Source organism: Streptomyces sp. NPDC025784, assembly GCF_055558435.1.
Genome location: NZ_JBVHMN010000020.1, coordinates 103,848 through 128,619, shown reverse-complemented (window position 1 = coordinate 128,619; position 24,772 = coordinate 103,848). Strand labels below are relative to the sequence as shown.

The window sequence follows — 24,772 nt, the reverse complement described above, 5'->3', positions numbered from 1 at the left end:
TCGCTGCCTGGAGGGCGCGGTCGGGCGTGCGGCCGAAGAGGTCGGTGCGGTGCTCCGAGTGTCCCCCGCGGGCGGCCGACACCACCCACCGCCCGTGGACGGACGCCGTGTCAGCCGCGTCGCTCCGGCTCGTGCGGGGCGTAGGTGTCGAGGTAGGCGGTGACGAGGCGGCGCGCCTCGTCGATGGTGGTGTCGTCGCCGGTCGGGTTGCGCCGGAAGGCGACGTCGAAGAGCCGGTTTCCGGCCTCGAAGGCGAGCTGCAGGACGAGTTGGGGTGTGCCGGACGCGATGAGACCCTGCTCGACGAGGAAGTGCCAGAGGCGTTCCGCCTGCGCCTCGTCGAAGGCGCGGACCAGTTCGACGAGTACGTCGTGGCGTCCCGCGTACCACAGCTCGACGCAGCTCGGGTGGCTGCGGAAGTAGCCGAGCATGGGGTCGATGACGGCGTCGGCGGCGGCACGCAGCGTGCGCGGTTCGGGGTTCTGCAGCGCCGCGCCGAGGAGCGGTTCCATCTGACCCACATGCCGCTGCAACAGCTCGGCATCGACCTGATGCCGGTCGGAGAAGTAGTGGTAGACGGAGGCGGTCGGGATGCCCGCCCGCTCGCCGATCGCCTTGAGGGTGGCGGCCTCGTAGCCCTGCTCGGCGAGCAGGGCCTCGGCGGCGTCGAGGATGGCCCGCCTGCGCTCGATCCCGCGGCGCTGCACCACGGCCGGGCGAGCGGGTGCCTGGCTCGGCGAAGTCTTTTCGAACACGATTCGGGATCGTATCAGTCACGCTCCCCATTCTCCCGCCGGACGAGGTCGACAGCCTCTCCGCCTCGCCAGAACTCGCATTCGATTCGATTTCAGGTTCATCGAGTGCCGATACGAGCCGTGCGCGCCGAACTCGGCCGAAGGACCACCGCCACCGGGCGAGCGGCCGACACCAGCCCGGCGCAGCCCGTCATCCACGCGGCCAGGAGGCACCCGTGCCCCCCCCACCAGCACCACCGGCCGGCCCCAGGCCGCCCACAGCCGGCACCCGCGACAGCGGGCTGCCGGCCTACGCGGGGGCGTTCGCCGACGCCGGCATCGACGCGTTCACCTTCGACCACCGGGGCTTCGGCGACTCCGAGGGCCTGCCCCGCCAGGACGTCTCGGTGCGCCGTCAGCGGCAGGAGTACCACACGGCCCTCGCGGCCGCCCGGCGTCTGCCCGGCGTCGATCCGGACCGGATCGTGCTGTGGGGCACGTCGTACGCCGGCGGACACGTGATCGCGGTCGCCGCACAGGACGCGGGGATCGCGGCGGTGATCTCGCTGACACCGGCGACGGACGGCCTCACCACGCTGGCACATGTGGTGCGCCGTGCCGGGTTCGGCCGGCTGTGCCGTCTGGCGGGGCACGGGTGCGCGACGCGGCTCGCGTCCTCCGCGGACGAGCGCCGCACCATGCACCGGTCGTCGGGGAGCCCGGGTCGACAGCGATGATGAGCCTCCCCGACGCCCTGGAGATCTGCGCGTCGTTCGCCGGCCCGACCCTCCGCAACGAGGTCCCCGCACGCGTGGCACCGAAGGTTGGCCTGAACCGGCCCACCGTCTTCGCGGGACGCCCGGCGTGTCCGATCCTGGTGCAGGTCGGCACCAACGACCGCGTCGCGCCTGCCGGCGCGGCGCGCCGGACGGCTCGGAAGGCAGGTCCGTGGGCCCAGCTGCGCGAGTACCCCGTCGACCCTCTCGACGTCTACGCGGGGCCGTGGCAGCAGCGGGCGCTTGCCGATCAGGTCGACTTCGCGCCGAGCGTCCTCACTTGCCCGCGTTCCCCCCGACACCACCGGGGTCGGACGGCACCGGGCTCCGCGCCCGAGGCGGGGCCGACCGCACCTCTTCACCCGTGAAACCACCCTTTACGTTGAGGAGATGGGCATGAACACGTACGACTACGTCATCATCGGCGCCGGATCCGCGGGCTGCGTCCTGGCCGCACGTCTGTCCGAGGACCCCGACGTCCGGGTGGCGGTGATCGAGGCGGGCGGCCCCGACACCGCGCAGGAGATCCATGTACCCGCCGCCTTCCCCCAGTTGTTCAAGTCCGGCCTCGACTGGGACCTCGACTCCGACCCGGAGCCCGGGATCGGCGGCAGGCGGGCCTACCTGCCCCGGGGCAGGATGTTCGGCGGCTCCAGCTCGATGAACGCCATGATCTACATACGCGGAAATCGCGCCGACTACGACGGCTGGGCCGCGGCCGGGGCCACGGGCTGGGATTACGCCGACGTGCTGCCGTACTTCCGGCGCTCCGAGGACAACGAGCGCGGCGAGGACGAGTTCCACGGCGTGGGCGGGCCGCTGACGGTGAGCGACGGCAGGTCCGGGCACCCGCTCTCCTCGGCCTTCGTCCGGGCCGCCGAGCAGGCGGGGCACAAGGCGAACGACGACTTCAACGGCGAGTCGCAGTTCGGCGTCGGGCGCTACCAGCTGACGCAGCGCGGCGGCCTGCGCTGCAGCACGGCCGTGGCCTATCTCCACCCGGCCCTCGAACGGCCGAACCTCACCGTGCTCTCCTCGGCCCGGGCCCACCGCGTCGTGTTCGAAGGCGGCCGGGCGACCGGCGTGGAGGTGGAGCGGGGCGACACCGCCGAGGTCGTCCGCGCCGAGCGTGAGGTGGTCCTGTCCGCCGGCGCCTACGAGTCGCCGAAGCTGCTGATGCTGTCCGGGATCGGGCCGGCGGCCACCCTGTCCGCCTTCGGCATCGACGTCGTACACGATCTGCCGGTCGGCCAGGGCCTGCAGGACCACTACATGACACTGCTGAACTTCCGTACCGACGTCGAGTCGCTGATCGGCGCGGCGAGCGATGCGAACACCGCATTGCTGCAGAGCGAGGGCCGCGGCCCGCTGACCTCCAACATCGGCGAGGCCGGCGGCTTCTTCCGCAGCCGGGACGGCCTTGCCGCTCCCGACGTGCAGTTCCACGCCGCGCCGGTGCTCTTCCACCAGGAGGGGCTCGGCGCGGCCACCGAGCACGGTTTCGCCTTCGGCCCCTGCGTGGTCGCCCCGACCAGCCGCGGCGCGGTGACCCTGCGCTCCCCCCGCCCGGACGCCGCGCCCCGGATCGTGCACAACTACCTGACAACGGCCGCGGACCGGGACTGCATCGTCGCCGGGGTCCGGATCGCCCTGGAGATCGCGGCGCAGCGGGCGGTGGCCGACATCGCCACCGGACCGTACGGGGACAGGCCGGACTCCGATTCCGACGCGGACGTCCTCGCCTGGGCGCAGCGGTCCGGGCAGACGCTCTACCACCCCACGTCGACCTGTGCCATCGGCTCGGTGGTCGACCCCGAGCTGCGCGTGTTCGGCGTGGCCGGACTGCGGGTCGTCGACGCCTCGGTGTTCCCGACGGTGCCACGGGGGAACACCAACGCCCCGACCGTCATGGCCGCGGAGAAGGCGGCCGACCTCATCAAGGCGGGCAACGGCGCAGTGGGAGCCGGACGATGACGACATCCCCGCCGACGACCGACCAGGCAGGGGCGATCGACCGGGCCGTCGACGACCTGGCCCGCGGCGAGGCCTCCTGGGCGGCCCGCGGCCTGGCCCGGCGTCGCGAACCGCTGGAAGAAGTGCAGGCGGCCACCGGTGAGCAGGCGGAGGCACGGGTGCGTGCGGCCGTCGCCTACAAGCGGCTGCCGGAGAACAGTCCGCTGGTCGGCGAGGAGTGGATCAGCGGCCCGTATCCGGTGCTGACTTCCGCGGGCGCGCTCGCCGCGAGCATCAAGGCCCTGGAGGACGGCCGCAGTCCCGTCGGCGGGCTCTCCGCCGGCCGGGCTCCCGGCGCCGGCGGGCTTGCCGGTGGCGGTGGCGGGCTCCGCGGGCACCCCGGGAGCGTTCGACACGGGGGCGGTGGCGACCCCGGTGTCCGCCCTGGGTGGTGTTGACTTCGAGGGTGACGTTTCGGCAGCGGCCCCGGCGGGGACTGCTCCGGCACGTCGAGCCGGTCGTGGCAGACCGCGCTTCGTCTTCCTTCAGGGCCTCGGCCTCGCTCGCACGCGCGAGTCGGAACGGGATCGGCACCACGTCGGGAGGACGACATGGGCAGGACACGGGTGACGGGCCCGGGCGGCCGGCCGGCCGGGCGGCTGCTCGCCCGGTGCGCCCTCCTGGCGGCCGTCGCCGCCGCGGTGGTCCTGCTGGTCGCGCTGGGAGCGGGCGGGCTGATCGTCGTCGGGGCAGGGCTTCTCGGGCTGATCGTCTGCGCGGCCGGCGGCTGGTGGTTCCTGGCGCACCGCGGCGCGGTGCGGCTGTTCGGGGCCCTCGTCGCGGTCGCCGCGCCCGTCGGCGTCCTGGTGCTGTTCGCGCACGGCGGCCTGTGGCTGACGGCACTGGCCTCGACCCTGTGCTGGACCACGGCCCTGGCCTGCGGCCGGTCGGCGCTGCGCAGGGCGCGTCCGCCACGGTCGCAGCGCCCCGTCCCCGCGCCCCGCCCGAGGCGGGCGGTCATCGTCATGAACCCGAAGTCCGGTGACGGAAAGGTCGGCCGATTCGGTCTCGTCGAGCGCGCGGAGGAGCTCGGGGCGCGGGTGATCCTGCTCGACCCCTCCGCCCCGGCCGACGTCGCCGCGCTGGCCCGTCAGGCCGTGGCCGAGGGCGCCGATCTGCTCGGCGTCGCGGGCGGCGACGGCACCCAGGCGCTGGTCGCGGCGGTCGCCGCCGAGCACGACCTGCCCTTCCTCGTCGTCTCCGCCGGTACCCGCAACCACTTCGCGATGGACCTCGGCCTCGACCGGTCCGACCCGGCCCGCTGCCTCGACGCGCTCACGGACGGCGAGGAGATCCGGGTCGACCTGGGCGACGTCGCGGGCCGCGCCTTCGTCAACACGGTGTCGTTCGGCGTGTACGCGGACATCGTGCAGAGCCCCGAGTACCGCGACGCCAAGGCGGCCACCGCGCTGAACCTCATGCCGGATCTGCTGGCGGGCGACCAGGCACGGAGGCTCGACGCGCGGGTCGACGACACCGTGCTCTCCTCCCAGCAGGCGCTGCTCGTCAGCAACAACCCGTACGTCTCCCCCGAGGAACTGGGCGGCGCCGGACGCAGGGCACGGCTCGACGGCGGTGAACTGGGCGTACTGGGAATGCGGGTGGAGGGCGCGGTGCAGGCGGCGGACGTGGCCGTGCGGGGCTCGCAGGCGGAGGGGCTGAGCGTCGCGACCGCGCGGCGGGTCGAGGTGACGTCCGACGAGGACACGATCCCGGTGGCGGTGGACGGTGAGGCCCTGCGGATGCCGACGCCGGTCGTGTGCTCGCTGCGCGCCGGCGCCCTGCGGGTCCTGGTGCCCCACGACCGCCCGGGCGTCGCGGTTCCCGCACCGCCCGTGAACTGGCGGCGGCTCGTCGACCTCGCGTTCGCGCCCACGGAGCGGAAGCCCCCGGGAGCGACCCGTACCTGACCGGAGATCGGCCCCGGTCGCCGATCCCGCCGGGGCATGGCCGCGCACCGGTACCCGCGACCGGATCTCGACCCTCGGGGACTGATACGATCTCGAATCATGTTCGAGTTCGCTCGGGTGGGAGGCTCGGACGATCGCCGGATCGAAGGGTGGGACGGTCGCGAGCATGCACTCCGAGGGACACATGACGGTGGAATACGGTGAGGTCACCGTGCTCGTCGGCGCCCGGCGGGGCGCCTACCCGTACGGCAACTCGCTGCTCGTGCGGGGCACCACCGCATCACTGCTCATCGACCCCTCGCTGTCGCTCGTCGGGGACGCGCCGACCGTGGACGCGGTCCTCGTGAGTCATGCGCACGAGGACCACATCGCCGGTCTCGCGGGCTACGACGTGCCGGTCCACACCCATGTGCGCGACCTCGCCGCGGTGCGATCCCGCGAGGTCATGGTCGCCGGGTTCGGCATCCCGCCCGACGCGGTCGTGACCTTCGACAAGAGGCTGCGCGACGAGTTCCACGTGGAGGGACGTCCGGACGCGGCGGGGTTCGAGGACGGCGCCACGTTCGACCTCGGCGGGCGCACGGTGACCGTCGTGCACCTGCCCGGGCACACCGCGGGCCACAGCGGCTTCCTGGTCGAGCCGGACGGCTTCTTCTTCACCGCCGACATCGACCTGACGTCCTTCGGCCCGTTCTACGGCGACCTCGGCAGCGACGTCGATGCCTTCGAGGCGTCGATCCGCCGATGCCGGGAGATCGACGCGCGCTGGTACGGCACCTCGCACCAGAAGGGCGTGATCGAGGGCGCCGCGGAGTTCCGGCGGCGCCTGGACGCATTCGCCGGCGTCATCGAGCGGCGGGAGGCGGCACTGCTCGCGTTCCTCGGCGAGCCGCGGACCGTCGACGAGATCGCGGAGCACAGGCTCGTCTATCGCCCGCATGTCGAGGGACCGCACGTGGGGCCGGTGGAACGACGGACGGCGGTCCAGCACCTGGACCGGCTGATCGGACGAGAGCTGGTCGAGAAGGTGGAGCCGGAGCGCTTCCGGGCGGCCTGACCCATCGCGCCGCAGCACATGCGGGCCGCACCGAGCCCTGACCGCAGCGGTCATCGCGCGACACGACGCCTCTCTCGGCATCACTGTCCACCGCCGGGTTCACCGCCCTGCCGGCACTGCTCTCCAACCGGATTCAAGGGCCTGCCGGTGCCGCGGCACCCCCGAGCCGGCGGACGAATCCCCGACCGTGACACAGCGTGAGCCGGCACCACATACGGTTGATCGAACATAGACGCTTCACCTGAGCGGATGAAATCGCCTAAGTTGTTCTAATTAGGTTGGATGCGATGAATGTAGACCGCTGTGGGTCCATGTCCGATCGCATACGGCTCAGCGGGTCCCCAAACGGTGAGCGGAGGCGACAGTCGACAGTGGTGAACACCAGAGGCGGCGACGCGGAGAACACCGACTCGTCCATACCCCAGGTCCCCCGTCCGCTGCGCCGGACGCACGGCGTGCGGACCCTACAGGCCGTACTGCCCATGGACCGGCACCGCATGCGCATGCAGCTGCTCGACGCCGTCGACGAGGACCGGCGCGATGTCGACGTGCTGCTGACCGCTCTCCAGCAGGCGGTGGCCGAGGTGCACGGCCTGGGCGGCATGGTGCATCTCCCGGGCGGCGGCATGAGCGGCATCCTCTACCTCGTCGCCGACAGTGGCCTGCCGGAGTCGCTGACCCGGCCCTGGGTCATCATCCCGGTACGGGGCACTGCGCCGCCCAGCAAGGCCGCCCGCAACGACACCGTCGCCTGGCAGCCCGACCTGGCCCCGCCCGACCCGGTGCCGGGCCGGGACCCCGCGGCCCTGTGGCCTGCCCGACTCACCGCCGGCATCGGTCACCTGGCCGTCCCCATCGCGAGCGGTGGCTCGCGCCGCGGCGCGCTCTCCGTCCTCTTCGCGCCGGGCGCCACGGTCGGCGCCGCGGAGCGCGCGTTTCTGAGCGAGGTGGCGGCCTGGATGTCCGGAAGGCTCAGGTCCTCCGGGATCCTCAATCCGTCCCCCACCCTGCTGCGCGCCCTGGAGAACGAGCCAGGACCGCGGGAGGCCGCCTCCCCCCGGGACGACGGGGCGCCGACCCTCACCTACACCTGGGACCTGCGCACCGGCGAGCTGACCTCCGACCTGCCCGTCGAGGAGGTGCTGCCCGGAATCGATCCGGAGGTGATGGGCGGCGGCATCGAGGCGTGGGCGGAACTGATCCACCCGGACGACCTGCCGGGCGCGGTGGCCGGCTTCGACACGGGCATCCAACTGCGCGGCGGCTTCCAGAACGAGTACCGGATCCGTCGCCAGGACGGCACATATCTCTGGATCGAAGCCGCTGCCAGGACGATCACGGACGCGGAGGGGACGCCGGTGAAAGTGATCGGCACCCTTCGGGACAGCAGTGAAACGCATGCCGCCGCCGAGTCGGTGGGGCGGGCACTGCAGCACATGAGCGACGGCTTCGTCTCCCTGGACCCGGACTGGCGCATCGGATTCCTCAATCAGGCCGCCGAACGGCTCCTGGGCGCCGCGGGAGATGTGGCCGGAGCCCTGCTCTGGGACATTCCCGCGGTACGTGCCGTGCGAGGGCTGGAGCAGCGGTGCCGGGCCACGGCGGCCGAGGGCCGGCCGGCCGGATTCGACGTACCCGGTTCGGACGGGGCGTCCTGGTACCACCTGCGGCTGGTGCCGGTGCCGGAAGGCCTGACGCTCTACATCACCGACACCACCGAGCGGCATCTGCGGGAGGCCGATCGCGTCGCCGCGGAGCGGGCTGCCGCGGAGCGCGCTTCCCTGGTGCAGCGGATCACGCGGGAGCTGGCCGAAGCCGTCACGGCGCAGGACGTGATCGCGGCCGTGGCCGACGGCGTGATGACGCCGCTCGGGGCCACCGGACTCATCATGCTCGACGCGGTCGGCGACCGGCTGAACGTGATCGGCTCCCACGGGTACTCGGAGCACTTCACCCGACTGCTGGACGGCCAGTGGACGATGCGGGACACCACGAGCCCGGTGACGGACGCGCTGCGCACCCGCACCCCGATCTGCATCTCCTCCCCCGAGGAGTTCCTGAAGCGATACCCGGAGACCGAGGTCCTGATCCGAGCGAGCGGCAAGCAGGCGTGGGCCTTTCTGCCGCTGGCCGTCTCGGGGCGCGGGATCGGCGCCGCGGTGATCGGCTTCCACCGGCCGCGCGTGCTGGACGACGACGAGCGAACGCTGCTGACGGCGCTCAGCGGACTGATCGCACAGGCCCTGGAGCGCGCCGGGCTCTACGACGAGGCAAGGACCCGGGCCCGTACGCTCCAGCGCAGCCTGCTTCCGCAGGTGCTCCCCGATCTGCCCGAGGTGACGACGGCGGCGCGCTACCAGTCGGCCAAGCAGGGAGCCGACGTCGGTGGCGACTGGTACGACGTGATCCCGCTCTCCGCGGCCCGGGTGGCGCTCGTGATCGGCGACGTGATGGGCCACGGCATGGCCGAGGCCGCCACCATGGGCAGGCTCCGCACCGCCGTCCGCACCCTCTCGGAGCTGGAGCTGCCGCCCGACGAGATCCTCGGCCACCTCAACGACATCGTCGGCGAACTGGGCACCGACGCCTTCGTGACCTGTCTTTACGGCATCTACGACCCCGTGACCCGGTGTCTGTCGTACGCCAGCGCCGGTCAGCCGCCCCCGGCGGTGGCCCACCCCGACGGCACCGTCACCTTCCTGTCCATGACCCCCGACCCGCCGCTGGGCGTGGCCGCCCCGCCGTTCGAGACCCGCGAGACCCTTCTGCCCGCCGACAGTCTGCTCGCCCTCTACAGCGACGGCCTGGTCGAGAGCAAGGACAGGGACGTCACCACCGGTATGAACCGGCTCGCCGAGCTCCTCAGTGATTCGGTGCAGGCCATGCCGGACTCGACGGCGGACGCGTCCGACCTGGACGCCCTGTGTGCCGCCCTCACCTCCGCGCTCCTCCCCGCCCACGGCGCGCTGATAGACGACGCCGCCCTGCTGCTGGTCCGCACCCATTCGCTGGACGCGGAGAACGTCGCCGAATGGCCGTTGCCCGAGGATCCGGTGGCCGCGGGCCAGGCCCGCAGTCTGGTCCGCGCCCAGCTCACCGACTGGGACCTCGCCGACGAGGACCTGATCATGACCACCGAACTCCTGGTCAGCGAGCTGGTCGGGAACGTCGTACGGCACGCCTACGGCCCCATCCGGCTGCGCATGCTCCGCAGCCGCGCACTGATCTGCGAGGTCTCCGACGCCAGCCTGACCACACCGCACATCCGCCACAGTTCCGCCACCGACGAGGGCGGCCGCGGCCTGCAGCTCATCTCCGCGCTCTGCCAGCGCTGGGGCACCCGCCACACCCGCACCGGCAAGTCCATCTGGACCGAACAGCCCCTCCCCACCGCCCCGGTCTGATCCCCGCGCCCCAGGCGGCGCTCCTTTCGTCGACCTTCGAGGCCCTGAACCGCCCTTCCACGAGACGGCATGGGGGTTGCACGCACAGACCGTCCCCGAAGTATGTTGTCCCACCACATGTGCGCCCGACCTGCGTCTTCCTACCGTGTGCCGACACGTACCCGTCCCCACCGCACACGAGGAAGTGGCGCACATGGCCTCCGCAGCAACCGCTCCCCCATCCCCGGGCACCCCCGCCAATCTCAAGCGCATCGTCGCCGCGAGCCTCATCGGCACGACCATCGAGTGGTACGACTTCTTCCTCTACGGCTCCGCCGCCGCCCTGGTGTTCAACAAGCTCTTCTTCCCTGATTCCGACCCGCTCGTCGGCACGCTGCTCTCGTTCCTGACGTACGCGGTGGGGTTCGCGGCCCGGCCCATCGGCGCGCTCGTCTTCGGGCACTACGGAGACCGGCTCGGGCGCAAGAAGCTGCTGGTGCTCAGCCTGTTGATGATGGGCGGGGCGACGTTCGCGATCGGACTGCTGCCCACACACGCCACGGTCGGCTCGGCCGCGCCGGTGCTGCTGACCACGCTGCGCCTGGTGCAGGGATTCGCGCTGGGCGGCGAATGGGGCGGCGCGGTCCTGCTGGTGTCCGAGCACGGGGACGCCAAGCGCCGTGGATTCTGGGCCTCGTGGCCGCAGACCGGCGCGCCGGCGGGGCAGCTCCTGGCCACCGGTGTGCTGTCGCTGCTCACCGCCACCCTGTCGGACGACGCGTTCGGCTCCTGGGGCTGGCGCATCCCGTTCCTGCTCTCCGGCGTCCTGGTGATGGTCGGTTTGTGGATACGTCTTTCTGTCGATGAATCCCCGGTGTTCAAGCGTGCGTTGGCGCAGGCCGAGGCCCGCAAGGCGGCCCGTGCCTCGGACGACTCGGAGGCGGAGAAGCTGCCGCTGGTCGCGGTACTGCGGCACCACTGGCGGGACGTGCTCATCGCGATGGGCGCCCGCATGGCGGAGAACATCAGCTACTACGTGATCACCGCCTTCGTCCTCGTGTACGCGACGACCGCCGCCGACATCTCCAAGCAGACGGCACTGAACGCCGTACTCATCGCCTCCGCCGTGCACTTCGCGGTGATTCCGGCCTGGGGCGCGCTCTCGGACCGGATCGGCCGCAGGCCCGTGTATCTGCTGGGCGCCGCCGGCGTCGGTCTGTGGGCCTTCCCCTTCTTCTCGCTCGTGGACACCGGGAGCTTCGGGAACCTGATCCTCGCCGTCACCGTCGGCCTGGTGCTGCACGGCGCGATGTACGCGCCGCAGGCGGCCTTCTTCTCGGAGATGTTCGCGACGCGGATGCGCTACTCCGGTGCGTCCATCGGCGCGCAGTTCGCCTCGGTCGCCGCGGGTGCGCCCGCGCCCCTCATCGCCACCGCGCTGCTGGACTCCACCGGCGGCTCCACCATGATCTCCCTGTACGTGATCGCGGCGGCCGTCCTGACGCTGGTCGCGGTGGGCTGCGCCAAGGAGACCAGGCACCGCGATCTGGCCGACGTGGACGCACCGGTCGAGGACCGCCCCGCCGCGGCGGAGAAGGCCGACGCCCGCACCGCCTGATCCCCCGGCCTTCGGCCCGGTCCTCGCGCCGGGCCGAAGAGAAACCCCTCACTGACCCCCGTGCACGCGACGCGCACGGGGGTCAGTGCCGTGCGGTGGTCGACAACCGGTGCAGCCGCAGGGCGAGTTGGATCTCCAGGGCGCGCGCGGGGCTCTGCCAGTCGTCCCCCAGCAGCCGTCCGACCCTCTCCAGCCGCTGCGCCACCGTGTTCACATGCACATGCAGGTCGTCCTTCGTGCGGGCCGGGCTCATGCCGCACGCGAAATAGGCGTCCATGGTGCGCAGCAGATCGGTCCCGCGGCGTTCGTCGTAGTCCACGACGCCGCCGATGGTGCGCTCGACGAATCCCGAGATGTCCCGGTCCCCGGCGAGCAGCAGTCCCAGGAACCCGAAGTCCTCGGCGGCCGCGCCGTCCCCGGTGCGGCCGAGCAGCCTCAGGGCCTCCAGACAGCGCTGCCCCTCCGCGTACGCCGACGCCACCGCGTCGGGGTGTGCGGCGAGCCGCTCGACGGGGGCGGATGCGCCCACGGTGACTGCTTCGCTCACCGCGCCGCCGAGGTGCCGCGCCGTCCGCCGGGCCAGGTCCGTCGCGGTGTCGGCGGGCTCCAGGGGCAGCAGCAGCACGGTGCCGCCGTCCCGGGCGGCGGCCAGTCCGTGCCGGGTGGTGGCGAGGTGGGAGGCGGCGGCCCACAGGCGTCTGCGCCCGGCCGCCTCGCGTTCGGCGTCCAGAGCGGCGGTGTCCAGCCGGGCGGCCAGCACGACATGAGGCCGGTCGAGGTCGGCCTGGAGCCGCGCGGCCCGCTCTCGCAGCAGACGCGGATCACGGTCACGGGCGTCCAGCAGGTCGTCCAGCAGCTCGCCCCGGACGCGCTGTTCGGCGTCGGACGCGGAGCGCCGGGCGAGCAGGAGGAGCGAGGTGACCATCGCCGCGCGCTCCAGGGTGCGCTGGTCGACCGGGTCCAGACCCGGATGCCCGTGCAGCACCAGCGCGCCGAGCAGCTCGCCACCGGCGGCGACCGCGGCGACCCAGTCGTCCTTGTGCCGCACGGCGTGGCCGTCGGCCCGGGACGCCTCCACCGCGGCGGCCGGTGCCTCGTCCGCCTCGGTGAACTCGACGGCTCCGTCGAGGACCTCCGACACGGCGGCGGCGACGTCGTGCACTCCGCCGCCGCGCAGCACGAGCTCGGCGAGCCGGTCGTGGATGTCCGACGCTCGCTCGATCACTCCGCTGCGGTCCCTGATGATCTCGTGGGCGCGGCCGAGGCGGTCCAGTGCGGAACGGGTCTCCGCGAGCCGGTTCGCCGTGTCGATCGCGGCGGCGGCCAGGGCCGCGAACGAGCCGAGCAGGGCGATCTGCTCGCGCTCGAACACCCGCGCACGACGGTCGGCGGCGAACAGGACGCCGATGACCTGGGATCCGATCATCAGCGGCACACCGAGGATCGCGACGAGTCCTTCGTCCCGCACGCCCGCGTCGATGGTGTGGGTGTGCTGGAAGCGCGCGTCCTTGAAGTAGTCGTCGGTGACATAGGGGCGGGCGGTCTGCGCGACGAGCCCGCCGAGGCCCTCGCCCATGCCGAGACGCAGCTGCTGGAAACGCGCGGCGACCGAGCCCTCGGTGACTCTCATGTAGGTGTCGCCGCGGTCCGAGTCGTTCAGGCTGAGGTAGGCGACGTCGGTGCTCAGCAGTGAGCGGGCCCGCTGGACGATCGCCTGCAGCACGGCATCGAGGTCGCGCAGGCCCGCCAGGTCGTGCGCCGTCTCGAACAGCGCCGAGAGCTCCGCCTCACGCCGGCGTCGGCCCTCCATGTCCGAGCGCACGCGCAGGGCGAGCAGCCGGGCCCGGTCGAGCGCGGCGACGCGCTCGGCGGACCCGCCCTCGGCGCGGGCGAGCAGCACCGGCTGCTCGTATGCGTCGGCGGACGCGCCGCGGGCCAGGAGCTCGAGGAACGGCGCCTCGGCGCTGTCGGCGGAGGACTCGACGGAGGGGACGTGATCGCGGGACATGGTCACAGGATTGCGCATCTCAGAGCCGGTGCCACCGGCCTGTGGACAACTCCCGGCCCGCACCGGAAACCGGCCGGTCGCGACCGGCACGCCTCGGCTCGGTTCGCCGCCTGCGACCGACGGCCGCCTGCGCGCGGGGCGCTCCGGCCGGCGGCGGACAGCACGGGTGGCGGTGCGGTCGGCGTGCGGGAGAGGGGATCACGGTTCAGTGGGCGGTCCAGCCGCCGTCCAGCACCAGGGACGTACCGGTGATGAAGGCCGCCTGCGGGCTGCACAGATAAGCCACCGCCTCGGCGACCTCCTCCGGCTCGATCAGCCGCTTCACCGCGCTGTCCTGGAGCAGCACCTCGCTGAGAACCTGCTCGCGCGGGATCCCGTGCGCCCGCGCCTGATCGGCGAGCTGCTGCTCCACCAGGGGGGTCCGCACGTACGCGGGGTTCACACAGTTCGAGGTGACCCCGCGGGACGCGCCTTCCAGCGCGGTGGTCTTGGAGAGCCCTTCGAGACCGTGCTTCGCGGCCACATAGGCCGACTTGAAGGCCGAAGCGCGCAGCCCGTGCACCGAGGAGACGTTGACGACGCGGCCCCAGCCCTGCCCGTACATGTGGGGCAGGGCGCCGCGGATGAGCCGGAACGGCGCCTCCAGCATCACGGTGAGCACGGTGTGGAAGACGTCGGGCGGAAACTCCTCGATCGGGCGCACCAGTTGCAGTCCGGCGTTGTTGACCAGGACGTCGGTGCCCGCCGCGGCCTGTTCCGCCGCGTCGAGGTCGGTGAGGTCGAGGACGTGCGGCTCGACGGTTCCGGCGAGGCCGTGTGCGTGCTCGGCGAGCACGTCCAGGCCCGCGGAGTCCCGGTCCACCGCTCTGACCTTGGCTCCGGCGGCGGCCAGCCGCAGCGCGCAGGCGCGGCCGATGCCGCCCGCGGCGCCGGTGACGAGCGCGGTGCGGCCGCCGAGATCGAGTGCGGGGGCGTGGGGGCCCTGGTGGGCGCTGGGCGCGGTCATGACTTGACCCTAAGCAGCGCCTACGCGCCGACCGATGTGGTCACCACACACAGTTCGGTGTCAGGTCGTAGGGTCGAACCATGTGGGTCCGTCGGACACGGCCTGCTTGATCCGGAAGAGCGCGGTGTCCCGCATCTCCGGCAGGGCGTCCACGTCGAACCAGCCGACCTCCAGCGACTCGTCGTCGTTGACCCGGGCCTCGCCACCGACCGCACGGCACCGGAACGTGGTGTCCATGAACTGGCAGATGTCGCCGTTGTCGAAGGTGACCTGCTTCCCCGCCTGGACAAGGACGACGCGCTCGACCACGCAGCGTACGGCGGTCTCCTCGTACACCTCGCGCACGGCGCACGCCGCCGGCTGCTCCCCCGGGTCCGGGATGCCGGAGATCAGCGCCCACTCGTGGTTGTCCGAACGCTGCCCGAGCAGCACTCTGCCGTCGTCGTCGAAGACCACGGCGCTGACGCCGGGGAGCCAGAGCAACTGGTGACCCGCGGAGGCCCGGATCGTGCGGATGAAGTCGGGAGTAGCCATGCCCCGACCCTAACGGCCCGGCTCAGCCGCCCCCGTCGGCCCTTGCCCGACGATTCCCGCCCGCCCGGCGACACCGCGAACCGTCGGACAGGACCTAGACGTCGGAGCCGCGCCGCCCGCGGAGCGCCGTGGCCGCGCCCCAGCCGAGCCCGCCCGCGGCGAGCACCACCAGGACCCTCTCGGGAAGGATGCCGAGCTTCGTCGCCGGGGTCTCGGAGGTGCGCAGGGGCACCTTCTGCACCAGCGAGTCGGCCACGAACATCCCGGTCCTCTGGGTGATCCTGCCGTCCGGCATGATCACGGCGCTGACGCCGCTCGTCACCGGCACCGTGACCGTGCGGCTGTGCTCGACGGCGCGGATGCGGGACATGGCGAGCTGCTGATAGGTCATCTCGCTGCGGTCGAAGGTCGCGTTGTTGCTGGGGACCGAGATCATCTGCGCGCCGTCCGTGACGGTGTCGCGCACGGCCCAGTCGAAGGCCGCCTCGTAACAGGTCGCGAGGCCGACCTTCGCGCCGTCCATGGTGAACACGCCCGGCTCGGTGCCCCGGCTGAAGTCCTGGCGCACCATGGTCGTCCAGTTCTTGTTGATGGCACCGAGGAGCGAGCGCAGCGGGAGATACTCGCCGAAGGGCTGCACCTGCCGCTTGTCGTACGTGTCGACGGCGCCCTTCTCGGGGTCCCACAGGATCTGCTCGTTGTAGAGCTTGCCGTCCCGTTCGACGACGCCGCCCACCGAGATGGGGGCACCGATCGCCCGGGCTGCACCGTCGATCACGGCGCGCGCGTCGGCGTTGGTGAACGGGTCGATGTCTGAGGAGTTCTCCGGCCACAGCACGATGTCGGGTCGGGCGACCTTGCCGGCCCTGACCTCGGCGGCGAGTCGTTCCGTCTCGCGCGCGTGGTGGTCGAGAACGGCACGCCGCTGGGAGTTGAAGTCCAGTCCCGCGCGCGGCACGTTGCCCTGGACGACCGCGACGGTCGTCGTGCCCTTCTCCGCCTTGTCGCTGACGAGCGTCCGCGCGGCGAGCGCACCGACGACGGGCACGGCCACGCCGAGCAGCGCCACCGCCGCGGCACCCTTGCGGACCGCTCCGGTGCGCCGGCCCTCGACGGCCAGGCGCACGATCTCGTAGAGCCCGAATCCGCAGAGGACGACCGCGAAACTCAGCACCGGAGTACCGCCCACCGCAGCGAGCGGCAGAAAGACTCCGTCGGCCTGGCCGAAGGCGATCTTCCCCCAGGGGAAGCCCCCGAAGGGGGCACGCGCGCGTGCCGCCTCTCCCGCGATCCACGCGGCGGCCGCCCACAGCGGCCAGGCGGGCAGCCGGGACACGAGCGTGATGCCCGCGCCGACCAGTGCGACGTACACGGCTTCCACGGCGACGAGCGCCAGCCACGGACCGGGGCCGACCTCGACACCGGTCCAGACGAGCAGCGGCAGCAGGAATCCGAGGCCGAACAGATAGCCGAGGCCCAGTCCCGCCTTCCAGGTGCGACCGCGCAGGATCCAGGCGAAGAGCGCGAAGGCCGGAAGGGCCAGCCACCACAGCGTGCGGGGCGGAAAGCTGACGTACAGCAGCACTCCGGAGAGCGCCGCTACGGCGGCCGGGACGAGGCGTCGCACCCATGCGGCCCCGCGCGAGGCGGGCGCGACCTGGGGTTCGAGCTGGTCCGGCTCGTCTACGGTGGTTGCGGTGGCGGTCACTCGGGGAGTGTACGGCGCGTGACCAGGGCGCCGACAGCACGGTCTCGTCCGCTCCGCGGGAGTCCGGTCGGCCGCCGGAGCTCTTCTCACACGCGCGCTGCAACGTTTCTGCGCAACATGTCCACAAACCGGCGCATCACCCGTTACGGTGTGCCCGAGCCTCTGACGTGCGGCCGGATGTGGTCACGACGGCCGGGGCCCGGCAGAGTCGGGGGGTCGACGGAGTGGGGTCCACCGGGATGGCGTCCGCGGCCGATCCCGCCGCCGCGGGCGAAAGACGCAGCGCCTCGGACGGCCTGGGCGTCGTCGTGCTCGCGGCCTGCGCCGCCTGGTCGCTCGTCACGGCGACCGCGCACGGCGGCCGGCCCGAGGGCGTCCTGCTGGCGGTGCTCGCCGTGGCCGCCGGTTACGCGGCGGGGCGGATCTTCGGGGTGCTGCTTCCGGTCGCCGCCCCGTGCGCCGGCGCGCTCGCCGGACTCGGGCTCGCGATCGCCACTCCCGGCCCGCAGATCACCCTCCAGCTCGGGCACTCGGGCGCCACTGCGGCTCTGCTGACACTCGCCACGGGGGCGGCCTGCTGCGCGGCCTGGGCGGCACAGACCCCGGGACCTCGCCTCGCCCTGCGTCTGCTCGCCGCCGGGATCACCGGGGCCGCGGCGGTCCTGGGGTCGACCACCGGTTTCGTCACCTGTGCCGGGGTCCTGCTCTGCTCGCTCGCCGCCGCCCGGATGCACCACCGGGCTCTCGGACTCGCGGGTCTCGCCGGCGCGGCGGCGCTGGTGACGGGACTGACCTGGGCGATCGCCGAGGACGCCTTGCCCGACGGCCCGACAGCCTCTCTTGAGGGCCAGCTGACCCGGCACCGGGTCCTGCTCTGGCACGACGCGCTCCGGCTGGCCCACCAGGAACTGGTCCTGGGCGTGGGACCCGGACGTTACGGAGAGCTCAGCCCGACGGTCACGCAGTCGCTGCTCCCCGACGGCAAGCCGCATTCCGCTCCCCTGCAGCAGGCCGCCGAGCAGGGCGTGATCGGCGTGGCGCTGCTCGCGGCGGCGTTCTGCTGGATGCTGTACGCGCTGTGGCGCACCCCGCGCTCCACTCCGGTCGCGCTGACCGCCGGCGCGTCACTGACCGCGCTGGCGGCCATCGCCTCGATCGGCAACGCGCTGAGCTTCACCACGGTGACGGCGGGTGCCGGTCTGCTGGCGGGCCTGGCCACGGCACGGCCGCTGGCCGCCGAGGGGCCGGACGATCTCCCTGACACCATCCGCTGATCCGGCGGCCTTCGGATCGGTGAGGACCGCCCCGACCAGCGGGACCGTCAGTGCACGGTGCCGGGCGTGCCGGGCCGCAGGCGGTCCCGGATGATGCGTACCGCGGCTTCGGCGTTGTCCACCGTGATCGTGAAGGTGTGTCCGTCGCCGAGGCGCAGCACCACGCCCTCGCCGCGCCGGACGATCACCGCGGTCCCCTTCTCCGGCCGCCAGCGGTAGCCGAAGCCGCCCCACTGGCGTGGGGTGACCTTGGGCGCGAATTCGGCCCCGACGACGCTGGAGAGCGGAATGCGGCGGCGCGGCAGTCCGATGTGACCGCAGCGCACCTCGAGGCAGTCCTTGTCCACCTTCACGGCGACGTGCAGGAAGGCGAGCGTGCCGAAGATGATCAGCAGTCCGGCGGCGATGCAGCCGACCACGGACATGATGAGCGGGGCCGATCCCGACGTCCACGCCGAGTCGACGGCCAGCTCGATACCGAGCGCCAGACAGGCGGCTCCGCCGAGGGCGGGCAGCCACTGGATGCGGTTCGTCGCACGCCCGGTCCAGATCTCCGGATGCGGGGTGCCTTCGCCGTGGGGATGGTCCCTCATGTCTACGAGAGTACTCAGGTTCCGCTGCGCGGGCACGGGCTTGCGGAGCGTCACCGGCCCCGGCGGGCGGTCCTCGTACGGAGGGGGTTCACACCGTGACCGGCAGTGCTCGGGCGTCGCACGGAGCGCGTCCGGTCCGTGACCGGACGTGGTCGCGGGAGCGGCGCCACTCAGCGTGTCGGGCGGTGACCTTCGGTCAGCGCGGGACCGACGGCCGAGAGCACGCGGCCTTCCTCGTAGCTGAGCGCGGTCGCGAGCAGCGACCCTTCTTCGCCGCCGAGGAGCACCGTCACGACGGAGTCGGCGGGGGCCTCCGGCCTCGGCGCCTCACCGATCCTGCGCAGGGCCTGCGCCGCGACCGCGCCGGCCGAGCCGTGCAGGACGAGCGGCGGGCGTCCGGGCCGCTGCACGGCGGCGCGGATGCGCTCGGCGACCAGTTCGTAATGGGTGCAGCCCAGGACGACGGCCCTTACGTCCTCGGGAGTGTGCGCGGCGGCCGCCGCGATCGCGGTGTCGATGGCGTCCTGGTCCGCGTGCTCCACCGCGTCGGCGAGCCCCGGGCAGGCCACCTCGGTGACGCTCACCCCGTCCGCGAACTCGGCGATGAGTCCGCGCTGGTAGGGGCTTCCGGTCGTGGCGGGCGTGGCCCAGATCGCGACGGGGCCGCCGCCGGCGGCGGCCGGCTTGATCGCGGGAACGGTGCCGATGACGGGCACTTCCGGCTCCAGGCTGGCCCGCAGCGCGGGCAGGGCGCGTACGGAGGCCGTGTTGCAGGCCACGATCAGGGCGTCGGGACGGTGTCGCGCGGCGGCCTCGGCGACGGCGAGGGCGCGCGCGGTGACGTCCTCCGGTGTGCGGGGTCCCCAGGGCATGGAGCCGGGGTCCGAGGAGAGCACGAGATCGGCGTCGGGCCGCAGTCGACGTACCGCGGCGGCAGCAGCGAGCAGTCCGATTCCGGAGTCCATCAGCGCGATCTTCACCCGGTCACCATAGACGATCCGCCTCGTCACCCGTCGTGGGGCAGACTGCGGTGGGTGAGCGCCGTGGTGTTTGTCGCTGTCATATCGCTGATCGCGTGGCTCTGGCTGCTGCTCGGCCAGGGCTATTTCTGGCGTACGGATGTACGACTGCCGTCACGCCGGGACCCGGACGAATGGCCGAGCGTCTGTGTCGTCGTGCCCGCGCGCGACGAGGCCACCGTCCTGCCCCAGAGCCTGCCGTCCCTCCTCGCCCAGGACTATCCGGGACGCGCCGAGGTCTTCCTCGTCGACGACGGCAGTTCGGACGGCACCGGGAAGCTGGCCCGGGAGCTGGCGGAGCGCCACGGCGGGCTGCCGCTCACCGTGGACTCCCCAGGGGAGCCGCCCGCGGGCTGGACGGGCAAGCTCTGGGCCGTGCGGCACGGGATCGCCCTGGCACGCGCGCGTGAACCCGAGTACCTGCTGCTGACGGATGCGGACATCGCGCACGCTCCCGACAGCCTGCGGGAGCTGGTGGCGGCGGCCCGCACCGGGGGGTACGACCTCGTCTCGCAGATGGCGCGCCTGCGCGTGGAGAGCACCTGGGAGCGGCTCGTCGTGCCCGCGTTCGTCTACTTCTTCGCCCAGCTCTACCCCTTCCGCTGGATCTCGGTATGGAGGGCGCGCACGGCGGCCGCGGCGGGCGGCTGCGTCCTGCTGCGCGCCGACGCCGCCGAGCGGGCACAGGTCCCGGACGCCATCCGGCACGCCGTGATCGACGACGTAGCGCTCGCGCAGGCGGTCAAGCGCAGCGGGGGTCACATCTGGCTGGGGCTCGCCGAGCGGGTGGACAGTGTGCGCCCCTATCCGCGACTGCACGACCTGTGGCGCATGGTCTCGCGCAGCGCCTACGCGCAACTGCGGCACAGCCCCCTGCTGCTGGCCGGGACGGTCCTGGGCCTCGCCGTCGTGTACCTGATGCCGCCGGCCGCCTTCGTCGCCGGCCTCGCCGCCGGGAGCGTGTGGGCGACGGTGGCCGGCGGGCTCGCCTGGATCGTGATGGGCGCGACGTACGTGCCGATGCTCCGTTACTACCGGCAGCCCGCGTGGCAGGCCCCGCTGCTGCCGGTCACCGCTTTCCTGTACCTCCTCATGACGGTCGATTCGGCGGTGCAGCACTACAGGGGGCGCGGTGCCGCCTGGAAGGGCCGCACCTACGCCCGCCCCGACACCGCGCTCGACGAGAGCTGAGTGCCTACTTCCGGCCGGGAGTCCAGTTCATGCCCCACCCGTAGGCGTAGTCGACGGTGCGCTGGGGGCTCACTCCGCGCTCCGGGACCAGGTAGCGGGCCTCGCGCTGGACGATGAGGTCGTTGCCGGTGTTGGTGATGAGGGCGAGGGCGCACACGGTCGAGGGCACGGTGCACTCGTCGAGGGAGAAATCGACCGGAGCGCCGCTGAACGGCTGGAGGGTCACCGTGGCGTGCAGATCGGCGAAGGAGCGCGCCCCTTCATAGATGGTGACGAAGATGAGGATGCGCCGGAAGCTCTGCTTGTGGTCGAGGTTGATCGTGAGGTTCTCCCCACTGGCCACGGCCCCCGTGCGGTCGTCCCCGTCGAGATGGATGTACGGCGGCTGGTGCAGCGCCCCGAAGGCGTTGCCCAGGGCCTGCACGACGCCCTTGCGCCCGTCGGACAGCTCGTACAGCGCGCACAGGTCGAGGTCGAGGTCCGAGTGCATCGCGACGGCGCGGCCCCGCTTGCTGCCCCATCCCGAGAACTGCTTGCGCACCTGCCAGTTGAGGTTGACACGCATCGCGCCGGAGGTGCCGCCCTGCTTGGTGAGCGAGACCGAGGGGGCCTCCTTGGTCAGCGTCACCTTGGAGAGGCTGACCGGCGCCGTGGGAGGCGGGGGCGTGCTCCCGTACGGGGCGGGCGGCGGGCTGCCGTAGGGGGCCGGCGGCGGAGTGCTGCCGTAGGGAGCGGGCGGGGGCGTGCTCCCGTACGGCGCGGGAGGCGGGGTACTGCCGTACGGGGCGGGCGGCGGGGCACTCCCGTACGGCGCGGGCGGCGGAGTGGTCGCGTAGGGCGAGGGGGCGACGGGCGGTACCGGCGGCGGCATGGTCACGGGCGGGGCCACCGGCGGAGCCGGCGGCGCTGCCTGTTGCGGCTCGTCCACCGTGATCCCGTAGTCGGTGGCCAGTCCTTCGAGCCCGCTGCCGTAGCCCTGCCCCACGGCGCGGAACTTCCAGGCGCCCTGGCGCCGGTAGAACTCGCCGAGGACGAAGGCGGTCTCGACGGTGGCGTCGGTGCTGTCGAAGCGCGCGATCTCCGTGCCCTGCTGCGCGTCGAGCACACGGATGCTCAGGCCCTGCACCTGCCCGAAGGTGCCTCCGTCGGAGGAGGCGGCCAGCACCACCGTCTCGATGGCCGACTCCACCCGCGGGAGGTCGACGAGCAGCGCGTCCGTGACCTGCCCGCCCGCGTCCCGCTTGCCTTCGTGCCGCACGGCGCCGGACGCGTGCGCGGGCTGGTTGTAGAAGACGAAGTCGCCGTCCGAACGGACCTTGCCCGAGACCAGCAGCAGCGCCGAGGCATCCGCGTCCGGCACACCGGGTCCTGAACGCCATCCCAATTCGACGCGCAGCGCGGTCGTCGGCACGGGAACATTCGCTCCCTTTGACATTGACATGTACGCCCCCATCACGTGTCTCCGTACCGGGCCGCCGCGCGGCCGGTCCGCCGGCTCCGTTTCCCGCACAACCTAATCCCCCACCCCGGAGAACTCCCATGACCCGTACAGGAAGATCCGTGGTCAACCGCCGGTAACCCGTCACGAACTCGGCCTTTACACGATCCGAGAGCCGTTCGACGTCCTTTTTTGCCGAGTTCGCTCGGATTGGGGATCCCGCGTCACTGCGGACACGGAAAACAACCCTCTTATCGGTCTCCCCAACCAGCACATCGTGGGCTTAACTTATGTGCCATGACCTCCCCCCGCTCCACATACGGCGGCGGTTACTACTCCGCGCCGTCCTTCTTCCCGGACACCCCGATCTACGACTCTCTCGTCGCCGAGCGGGGCACTCCCCAGATCGCACCGATCCGGGTCCCCTCCGCCTACGAGACGGGCAGCCATCTCCCTGCCCTGCCGTCGGCACTCCCCGCTCTGCCCGCCGGCCCGTCCCAGCAGGCACCCGCCTACGGGTACCCGCAGGCCCAGCAGCCCGCTCCGCTGCAACAGGCCCCCGCTCCCTACATCCCGCAGCAGGCGGCCGGGCCGCGTGGCTACCCCGGCCCCCAGCCGCAGCAGCAGCGCCCGATGGCGACCGGCACGGGCTACGAGGCGATGCGCCCCGCGGCCCCGCGCCCCGCACCGGCTCCCTACCAGGACCCGTACAACGGGCAGCAGTACCGCGGCTACTGAGGTAACCCCGACGGTTCACCGGTGCCTGCTGGCACCATTGCGGTCATGGGGAACGCGCAACTGCACTCGATCCATGTCCATCCGGTCAAGGCGTTCCGGGGCGAGTCGCCCCGGGAGGCCGTCGTGGAGCCCTGGGGGCTGGCCGGAGACCGCCGCTGGGCACTGATCGACGACGGGGGAAAGGTCGTCACGCAACGCCAGCAGCCACGTCTCGCACTGGCCGCCGCCGAGCTCCTGCCCGGCGGCGGCCTGCGGCTGTCCGGGCCCGGCCGCGAGCCGATCGACGTCGCGGTGCCCGCGCCGGCCGGCGCGACCGTGCTCGACATCTTCGGGGACAAGGTGGAGGGCGTCCTCGCCGATGACGCCGCGCATGCATGGTGCCGCGCCTACCTCGGTACCGACGTGCGTCTCGTCCACATGGACGACCCGGCCACCTGCCGCCCCGTCGACCCGGACTTCGCGCGCCCGGGTGAGACCGTCAGCTTCGCCGACGGCTATCCACTGCTCGTCACCACGCTCGCCTCGCTGGACGCCCTCAACTCACTCATCGCGCAGGGCGACCACGCCCACGAGGGCCCCCTCCCCATGAACCGCTTCCGGCCGAACGTGGTCGTGTCCGGAACCGACCCCTGGGCCGAGGACGACTGGTCGAGGATCGCCATCGGCGAGGTCACCTTCCGGGTGGCCAAGATGTGCGGCCGATGCGTCGTCACCACCACGGACCAGAGCTCCGCGGAGCGCGGCAAGGAGCCCCTGCGGACACTCGGGCGCCACCGCCGCGTGGGGAACCAGCTGATCTTCGGTCAGAACCTGGTGCCCGCGTCCCGCGGCACGCTGCGCGTCGGGGATCCGGTCACCGTCCTCGAATAGTCTCGCGGCCGAGTTCCGTGAGTGGGGGCGTCGAGGGGGAACCCCTGCCCGGGGCACGCGCGTTGAGAGTATGAGAAGTCCATGAGAGGGCCACGGGGAGGGTGATTTCGCTCTCTCTTCCCCGGGCCGCCGCGTGGGCGGACCGGCTGCGGGTTATCACGGACGCGGGAAGGGGGGTGCGGGACGGTGCGAGCAATCAATGGACTCTGGCGCTGGCGGCACAATCCGCTGCGCCGCACGACCGATCTCGTGGAGGCCTGGCTGGGCCTGGCGGCCGTGCTGTTGGTCCTCGCCGTCGCGCCCCTGGTCGGGGCCGCGGTCGGCGCCCTTGCCCAGGACGCCCTCCAGCAGTCCGTTCGGGACCAGCACAGGACGCACCACCTGGTGGCGGCCACCGTCGTCAAGGAGTTGTCCCGCAGTCCGCTGGAGCCCGATCCGGAGACGTCGTCCTCGCGAGACGCCCACAGCCGCGTCCTGGCCGACTGGACGGCACCGGACGGCACGGCCCAGCACGGCGTGGTGATAGCCGACCTCAAGTCCCCCCGTCACGGCGACCACTTCAGGCTCTGGACCGACACCCACGGCAACATGGTCGGCCGCCCGCTGGACAGCGCCACCGCGACGACACACGCCGTGCTGGCCGGATTCGGAGCGGGACTGCTGTGCGCGGGACTTGTCGAAGGGACCAGGCGCATGATCGTCTGGCGCATGGTCCGCAGACGGTACGCCCGTTGGGACCAGGCATGGGACAAGGCGGGTCCCGACTGGGGCAGGGCCGGCACCGGCAGCTGACGGCCTTCCCGCTACGGTCATCCCGGTGTCCCCGCGCACGCTACGGTGGACCGGCCGAGCGGTTCGGCACCGTCGTGAGAGGCTGTCCGGCAAGGACCTGGGCGACGGGC

The 24,772-nt window shown here is 72.5% G+C and carries 20 protein-coding genes; 12 read left to right on the top strand and 8 right to left on the bottom strand.

All coding sequences use genetic code 11. From position 1 onward, the window contains the following. Nucleotides 1–110: 110 nt before the first annotated feature. Nucleotides 111–755 carry a TetR/AcrR family transcriptional regulator gene (locus tag ACZ4IF_RS35175; protein WP_467570378.1) on the bottom strand — a complete coding sequence of 215 codons (645 nt, stop codon included), beginning with the start codon at nucleotides 753–755 and terminating at the stop codon, nucleotides 111–113. A 215-nt stretch (nucleotides 756–970) separates the two neighbouring features. Between ACZ4IF_RS35175 and ACZ4IF_RS35170 the strand changes: the two genes are divergently transcribed. From ACZ4IF_RS35170 to ACZ4IF_RS35140, 7 genes are all read left to right on the top strand, one after another. After that, nucleotides 971–1,471 (top strand): alpha/beta hydrolase, encoded by a 501-nt coding sequence (locus ACZ4IF_RS35170; protein WP_467570375.1) that lies wholly within the window; start codon nucleotides 971–973, stop codon nucleotides 1,469–1,471. A gap of 435 nt (nucleotides 1,472–1,906) precedes the next feature. Further along, entirely contained in the window at nucleotides 1,907–3,484 is a 1,578-nt protein-coding gene (locus tag ACZ4IF_RS35165; RefSeq protein WP_467570372.1) for a GMC family oxidoreductase, read from the top strand. Then, the gene (locus ACZ4IF_RS35160) at nucleotides 3,481–3,921 is read left to right on the top strand and encodes a hypothetical protein (protein WP_467570369.1); all 441 of its coding nucleotides are present in this window, start codon (nucleotides 3,481–3,483) and stop codon (nucleotides 3,919–3,921) included. The genes ACZ4IF_RS35165 and ACZ4IF_RS35160 overlap by 4 nt, the downstream gene beginning before the upstream one ends. A 153-nt stretch (nucleotides 3,922–4,074) precedes the next feature. Continuing rightward, the gene (locus ACZ4IF_RS35155; protein WP_467570366.1) at nucleotides 4,075–5,433 is read left to right on the top strand and encodes a diacylglycerol/lipid kinase family protein; all 1,359 of its coding nucleotides are present in this window, start codon (nucleotides 4,075–4,077) and stop codon (nucleotides 5,431–5,433) included. A 166-nt stretch (nucleotides 5,434–5,599) separates the two neighbouring features. Continuing rightward, complete coding sequence (locus ACZ4IF_RS35150; RefSeq protein WP_467570363.1) at nucleotides 5,600–6,490, top strand: MBL fold metallo-hydrolase; 891 nt, start codon at nucleotides 5,600–5,602, stop codon at nucleotides 6,488–6,490. Nucleotides 6,491–6,864: 374 nt separating this feature from the next. After that, nucleotides 6,865–9,894 (top strand): SpoIIE family protein phosphatase, encoded by a 3,030-nt coding sequence (locus ACZ4IF_RS35145; RefSeq protein WP_467570360.1) that lies wholly within the window; start codon nucleotides 6,865–6,867, stop codon nucleotides 9,892–9,894. Between the two features lie 193 nt (nucleotides 9,895–10,087). Further along, nucleotides 10,088–11,491 carry an MFS transporter gene (locus ACZ4IF_RS35140; RefSeq protein ID WP_467570357.1) on the top strand — a complete coding sequence of 468 codons (1,404 nt, stop codon included), beginning with the start codon at nucleotides 10,088–10,090 and terminating at the stop codon, nucleotides 11,489–11,491. 82 nt (nucleotides 11,492–11,573) lie between these two features. Here ACZ4IF_RS35140 and ACZ4IF_RS35135 read toward each other — a convergent pair whose 3' ends face one another. From ACZ4IF_RS35135 to lnt, 4 genes are all read right to left on the bottom strand, one after another. After that, complete coding sequence (locus ACZ4IF_RS35135) at nucleotides 11,574–13,499, bottom strand: helix-turn-helix domain-containing protein (protein WP_467570355.1); 1,926 nt, start codon at nucleotides 13,497–13,499, stop codon at nucleotides 11,574–11,576. A gap of 205 nt (nucleotides 13,500–13,704) precedes the next feature. Then, complete coding sequence (locus ACZ4IF_RS35130; protein WP_467570352.1) at nucleotides 13,705–14,505, bottom strand: 3-hydroxybutyrate dehydrogenase; 801 nt, start codon at nucleotides 14,503–14,505, stop codon at nucleotides 13,705–13,707. 60 nt (nucleotides 14,506–14,565) lie between these two features. Beyond that, nucleotides 14,566–15,039: an NUDIX hydrolase gene (locus tag ACZ4IF_RS35125; RefSeq protein ID WP_467570349.1), complete on the bottom strand. Its 474-nt coding sequence runs from the start codon at nucleotides 15,037–15,039 to the stop codon at nucleotides 14,566–14,568. 94 nt (nucleotides 15,040–15,133) lie between these two features. After that, complete coding sequence (lnt, locus tag ACZ4IF_RS35120) at nucleotides 15,134–16,747, bottom strand: apolipoprotein N-acyltransferase (RefSeq protein ID WP_467570347.1); 1,614 nt, start codon at nucleotides 16,745–16,747, stop codon at nucleotides 15,134–15,136. Between the two features lie 239 nt (nucleotides 16,748–16,986). Here lnt and ACZ4IF_RS35115 point away from each other — a divergent pair, with 239 nt between their 5' ends. Then, entirely contained in the window at nucleotides 16,987–18,021 is a 1,035-nt protein-coding gene (locus ACZ4IF_RS35115; protein WP_467570344.1) for an O-antigen ligase family protein, read from the top strand. Between the two features lie 47 nt (nucleotides 18,022–18,068). Here the strand turns inward: ACZ4IF_RS35115 and ACZ4IF_RS35110 are convergent, their stop codons facing one another. Both ACZ4IF_RS35110 and ACZ4IF_RS35105 read right to left on the bottom strand, forming a co-directional pair. Beyond that, nucleotides 18,069–18,614, bottom strand: coding sequence for a hypothetical protein (locus ACZ4IF_RS35110; RefSeq protein WP_467570341.1), 546 nt, complete (start codon nucleotides 18,612–18,614; stop codon nucleotides 18,069–18,071). A 170-nt stretch (nucleotides 18,615–18,784) separates the two neighbouring features. Next, the gene (locus tag ACZ4IF_RS35105) at nucleotides 18,785–19,594 is read right to left on the bottom strand and encodes a glutamate racemase (protein ID WP_467570338.1); all 810 of its coding nucleotides are present in this window, start codon (nucleotides 19,592–19,594) and stop codon (nucleotides 18,785–18,787) included. 54 nt (nucleotides 19,595–19,648) lie between these two features. Between ACZ4IF_RS35105 and ACZ4IF_RS35100 the strand changes: the two genes are divergently transcribed. Continuing rightward, nucleotides 19,649–20,824 carry a glycosyltransferase gene (locus tag ACZ4IF_RS35100; RefSeq protein WP_467570336.1) on the top strand — a complete coding sequence of 392 codons (1,176 nt, stop codon included), beginning with the start codon at nucleotides 19,649–19,651 and terminating at the stop codon, nucleotides 20,822–20,824. A gap of 4 nt (nucleotides 20,825–20,828) precedes the next feature. Here ACZ4IF_RS35100 and ACZ4IF_RS35095 read toward each other — a convergent pair whose 3' ends face one another. Further along, nucleotides 20,829–22,265, bottom strand: coding sequence for a TerD family protein (locus tag ACZ4IF_RS35095; protein WP_467570333.1), 1,437 nt, complete (start codon nucleotides 22,263–22,265; stop codon nucleotides 20,829–20,831). 294 nt (nucleotides 22,266–22,559) lie between these two features. Between ACZ4IF_RS35095 and ACZ4IF_RS35090 the strand changes: the two genes are divergently transcribed. The 3 genes from ACZ4IF_RS35090 to ACZ4IF_RS35080 all read left to right on the top strand — a co-directional run bounded on the left by ACZ4IF_RS35090 (nucleotide 22,560) and on the right by ACZ4IF_RS35080 (nucleotide 24,662). Then, nucleotides 22,560–23,000, top strand: coding sequence for a DUF6643 family protein (locus tag ACZ4IF_RS35090; protein ID WP_028799613.1), 441 nt, complete (start codon nucleotides 22,560–22,562; stop codon nucleotides 22,998–23,000). Between the two features lie 45 nt (nucleotides 23,001–23,045). Next, nucleotides 23,046–23,870: an MOSC domain-containing protein gene (locus ACZ4IF_RS35085; protein WP_467570330.1), complete on the top strand. Its 825-nt coding sequence runs from the start codon at nucleotides 23,046–23,048 to the stop codon at nucleotides 23,868–23,870. 186 nt (nucleotides 23,871–24,056) lie between these two features. Next, nucleotides 24,057–24,662: an Rv1733c family protein gene (locus ACZ4IF_RS35080; RefSeq protein WP_467570327.1), complete on the top strand. Its 606-nt coding sequence runs from the start codon at nucleotides 24,057–24,059 to the stop codon at nucleotides 24,660–24,662. Nucleotides 24,663–24,772: the final 110 nt, after the last annotated feature.

What these genes read in the sequence shown, in the direction of transcription:
- ACZ4IF_RS35140 (WP_467570357.1), top strand. Translation starts at nt 10,088, where the DNA reads ATGGCCTCCGCAGCAACCGCTCCCCCATCCCCGGGCACCCCCGCCAAT.
- ACZ4IF_RS35150 (WP_467570363.1), top strand. Translation starts at nt 5,600, where the DNA reads ATGCACTCCGAGGGACACATGACGGTGGAATACGGTGAGGTCACCGTG.
- ACZ4IF_RS35160 (WP_467570369.1), top strand. Translation starts at nt 3,481, where the DNA reads ATGACGACATCCCCGCCGACGACCGACCAGGCAGGGGCGATCGACCGG.
- ACZ4IF_RS35090 (WP_028799613.1), top strand. Translation starts at nt 22,560, where the DNA reads ATGACCTCCCCCCGCTCCACATACGGCGGCGGTTACTACTCCGCGCCG.
- ACZ4IF_RS35095 (WP_467570333.1), bottom strand. Translation starts at nt 22,265, where the DNA reads ATGTCAATGTCAAAGGGAGCGAATGTTCCCGTGCCGACGACCGCGCTG.
- ACZ4IF_RS35115 (WP_467570344.1), top strand. Translation starts at nt 16,987, where the DNA reads ATGGCGTCCGCGGCCGATCCCGCCGCCGCGGGCGAAAGACGCAGCGCC.
- ACZ4IF_RS35125 (WP_467570349.1), bottom strand. Translation starts at nt 15,039, where the DNA reads ATGGCTACTCCCGACTTCATCCGCACGATCCGGGCCTCCGCGGGTCAC.
- ACZ4IF_RS35165 (WP_467570372.1), top strand. Translation starts at nt 1,907, where the DNA reads ATGAACACGTACGACTACGTCATCATCGGCGCCGGATCCGCGGGCTGC.
- ACZ4IF_RS35135 (WP_467570355.1), bottom strand. Translation starts at nt 13,499, where the DNA reads ATGTCCCGCGATCACGTCCCCTCCGTCGAGTCCTCCGCCGACAGCGCC.
- ACZ4IF_RS35085 (WP_467570330.1), top strand. Translation starts at nt 23,046, where the DNA reads ATGGGGAACGCGCAACTGCACTCGATCCATGTCCATCCGGTCAAGGCG.
- ACZ4IF_RS35130 (WP_467570352.1), bottom strand. Translation starts at nt 14,505, where the DNA reads ATGACCGCGCCCAGCGCCCACCAGGGCCCCCACGCCCCCGCACTCGAT.
- ACZ4IF_RS35155 (WP_467570366.1), top strand. Translation starts at nt 4,075, where the DNA reads ATGGGCAGGACACGGGTGACGGGCCCGGGCGGCCGGCCGGCCGGGCGG.
- ACZ4IF_RS35110 (WP_467570341.1), bottom strand. Translation starts at nt 18,614, where the DNA reads ATGAGGGACCATCCCCACGGCGAAGGCACCCCGCATCCGGAGATCTGG.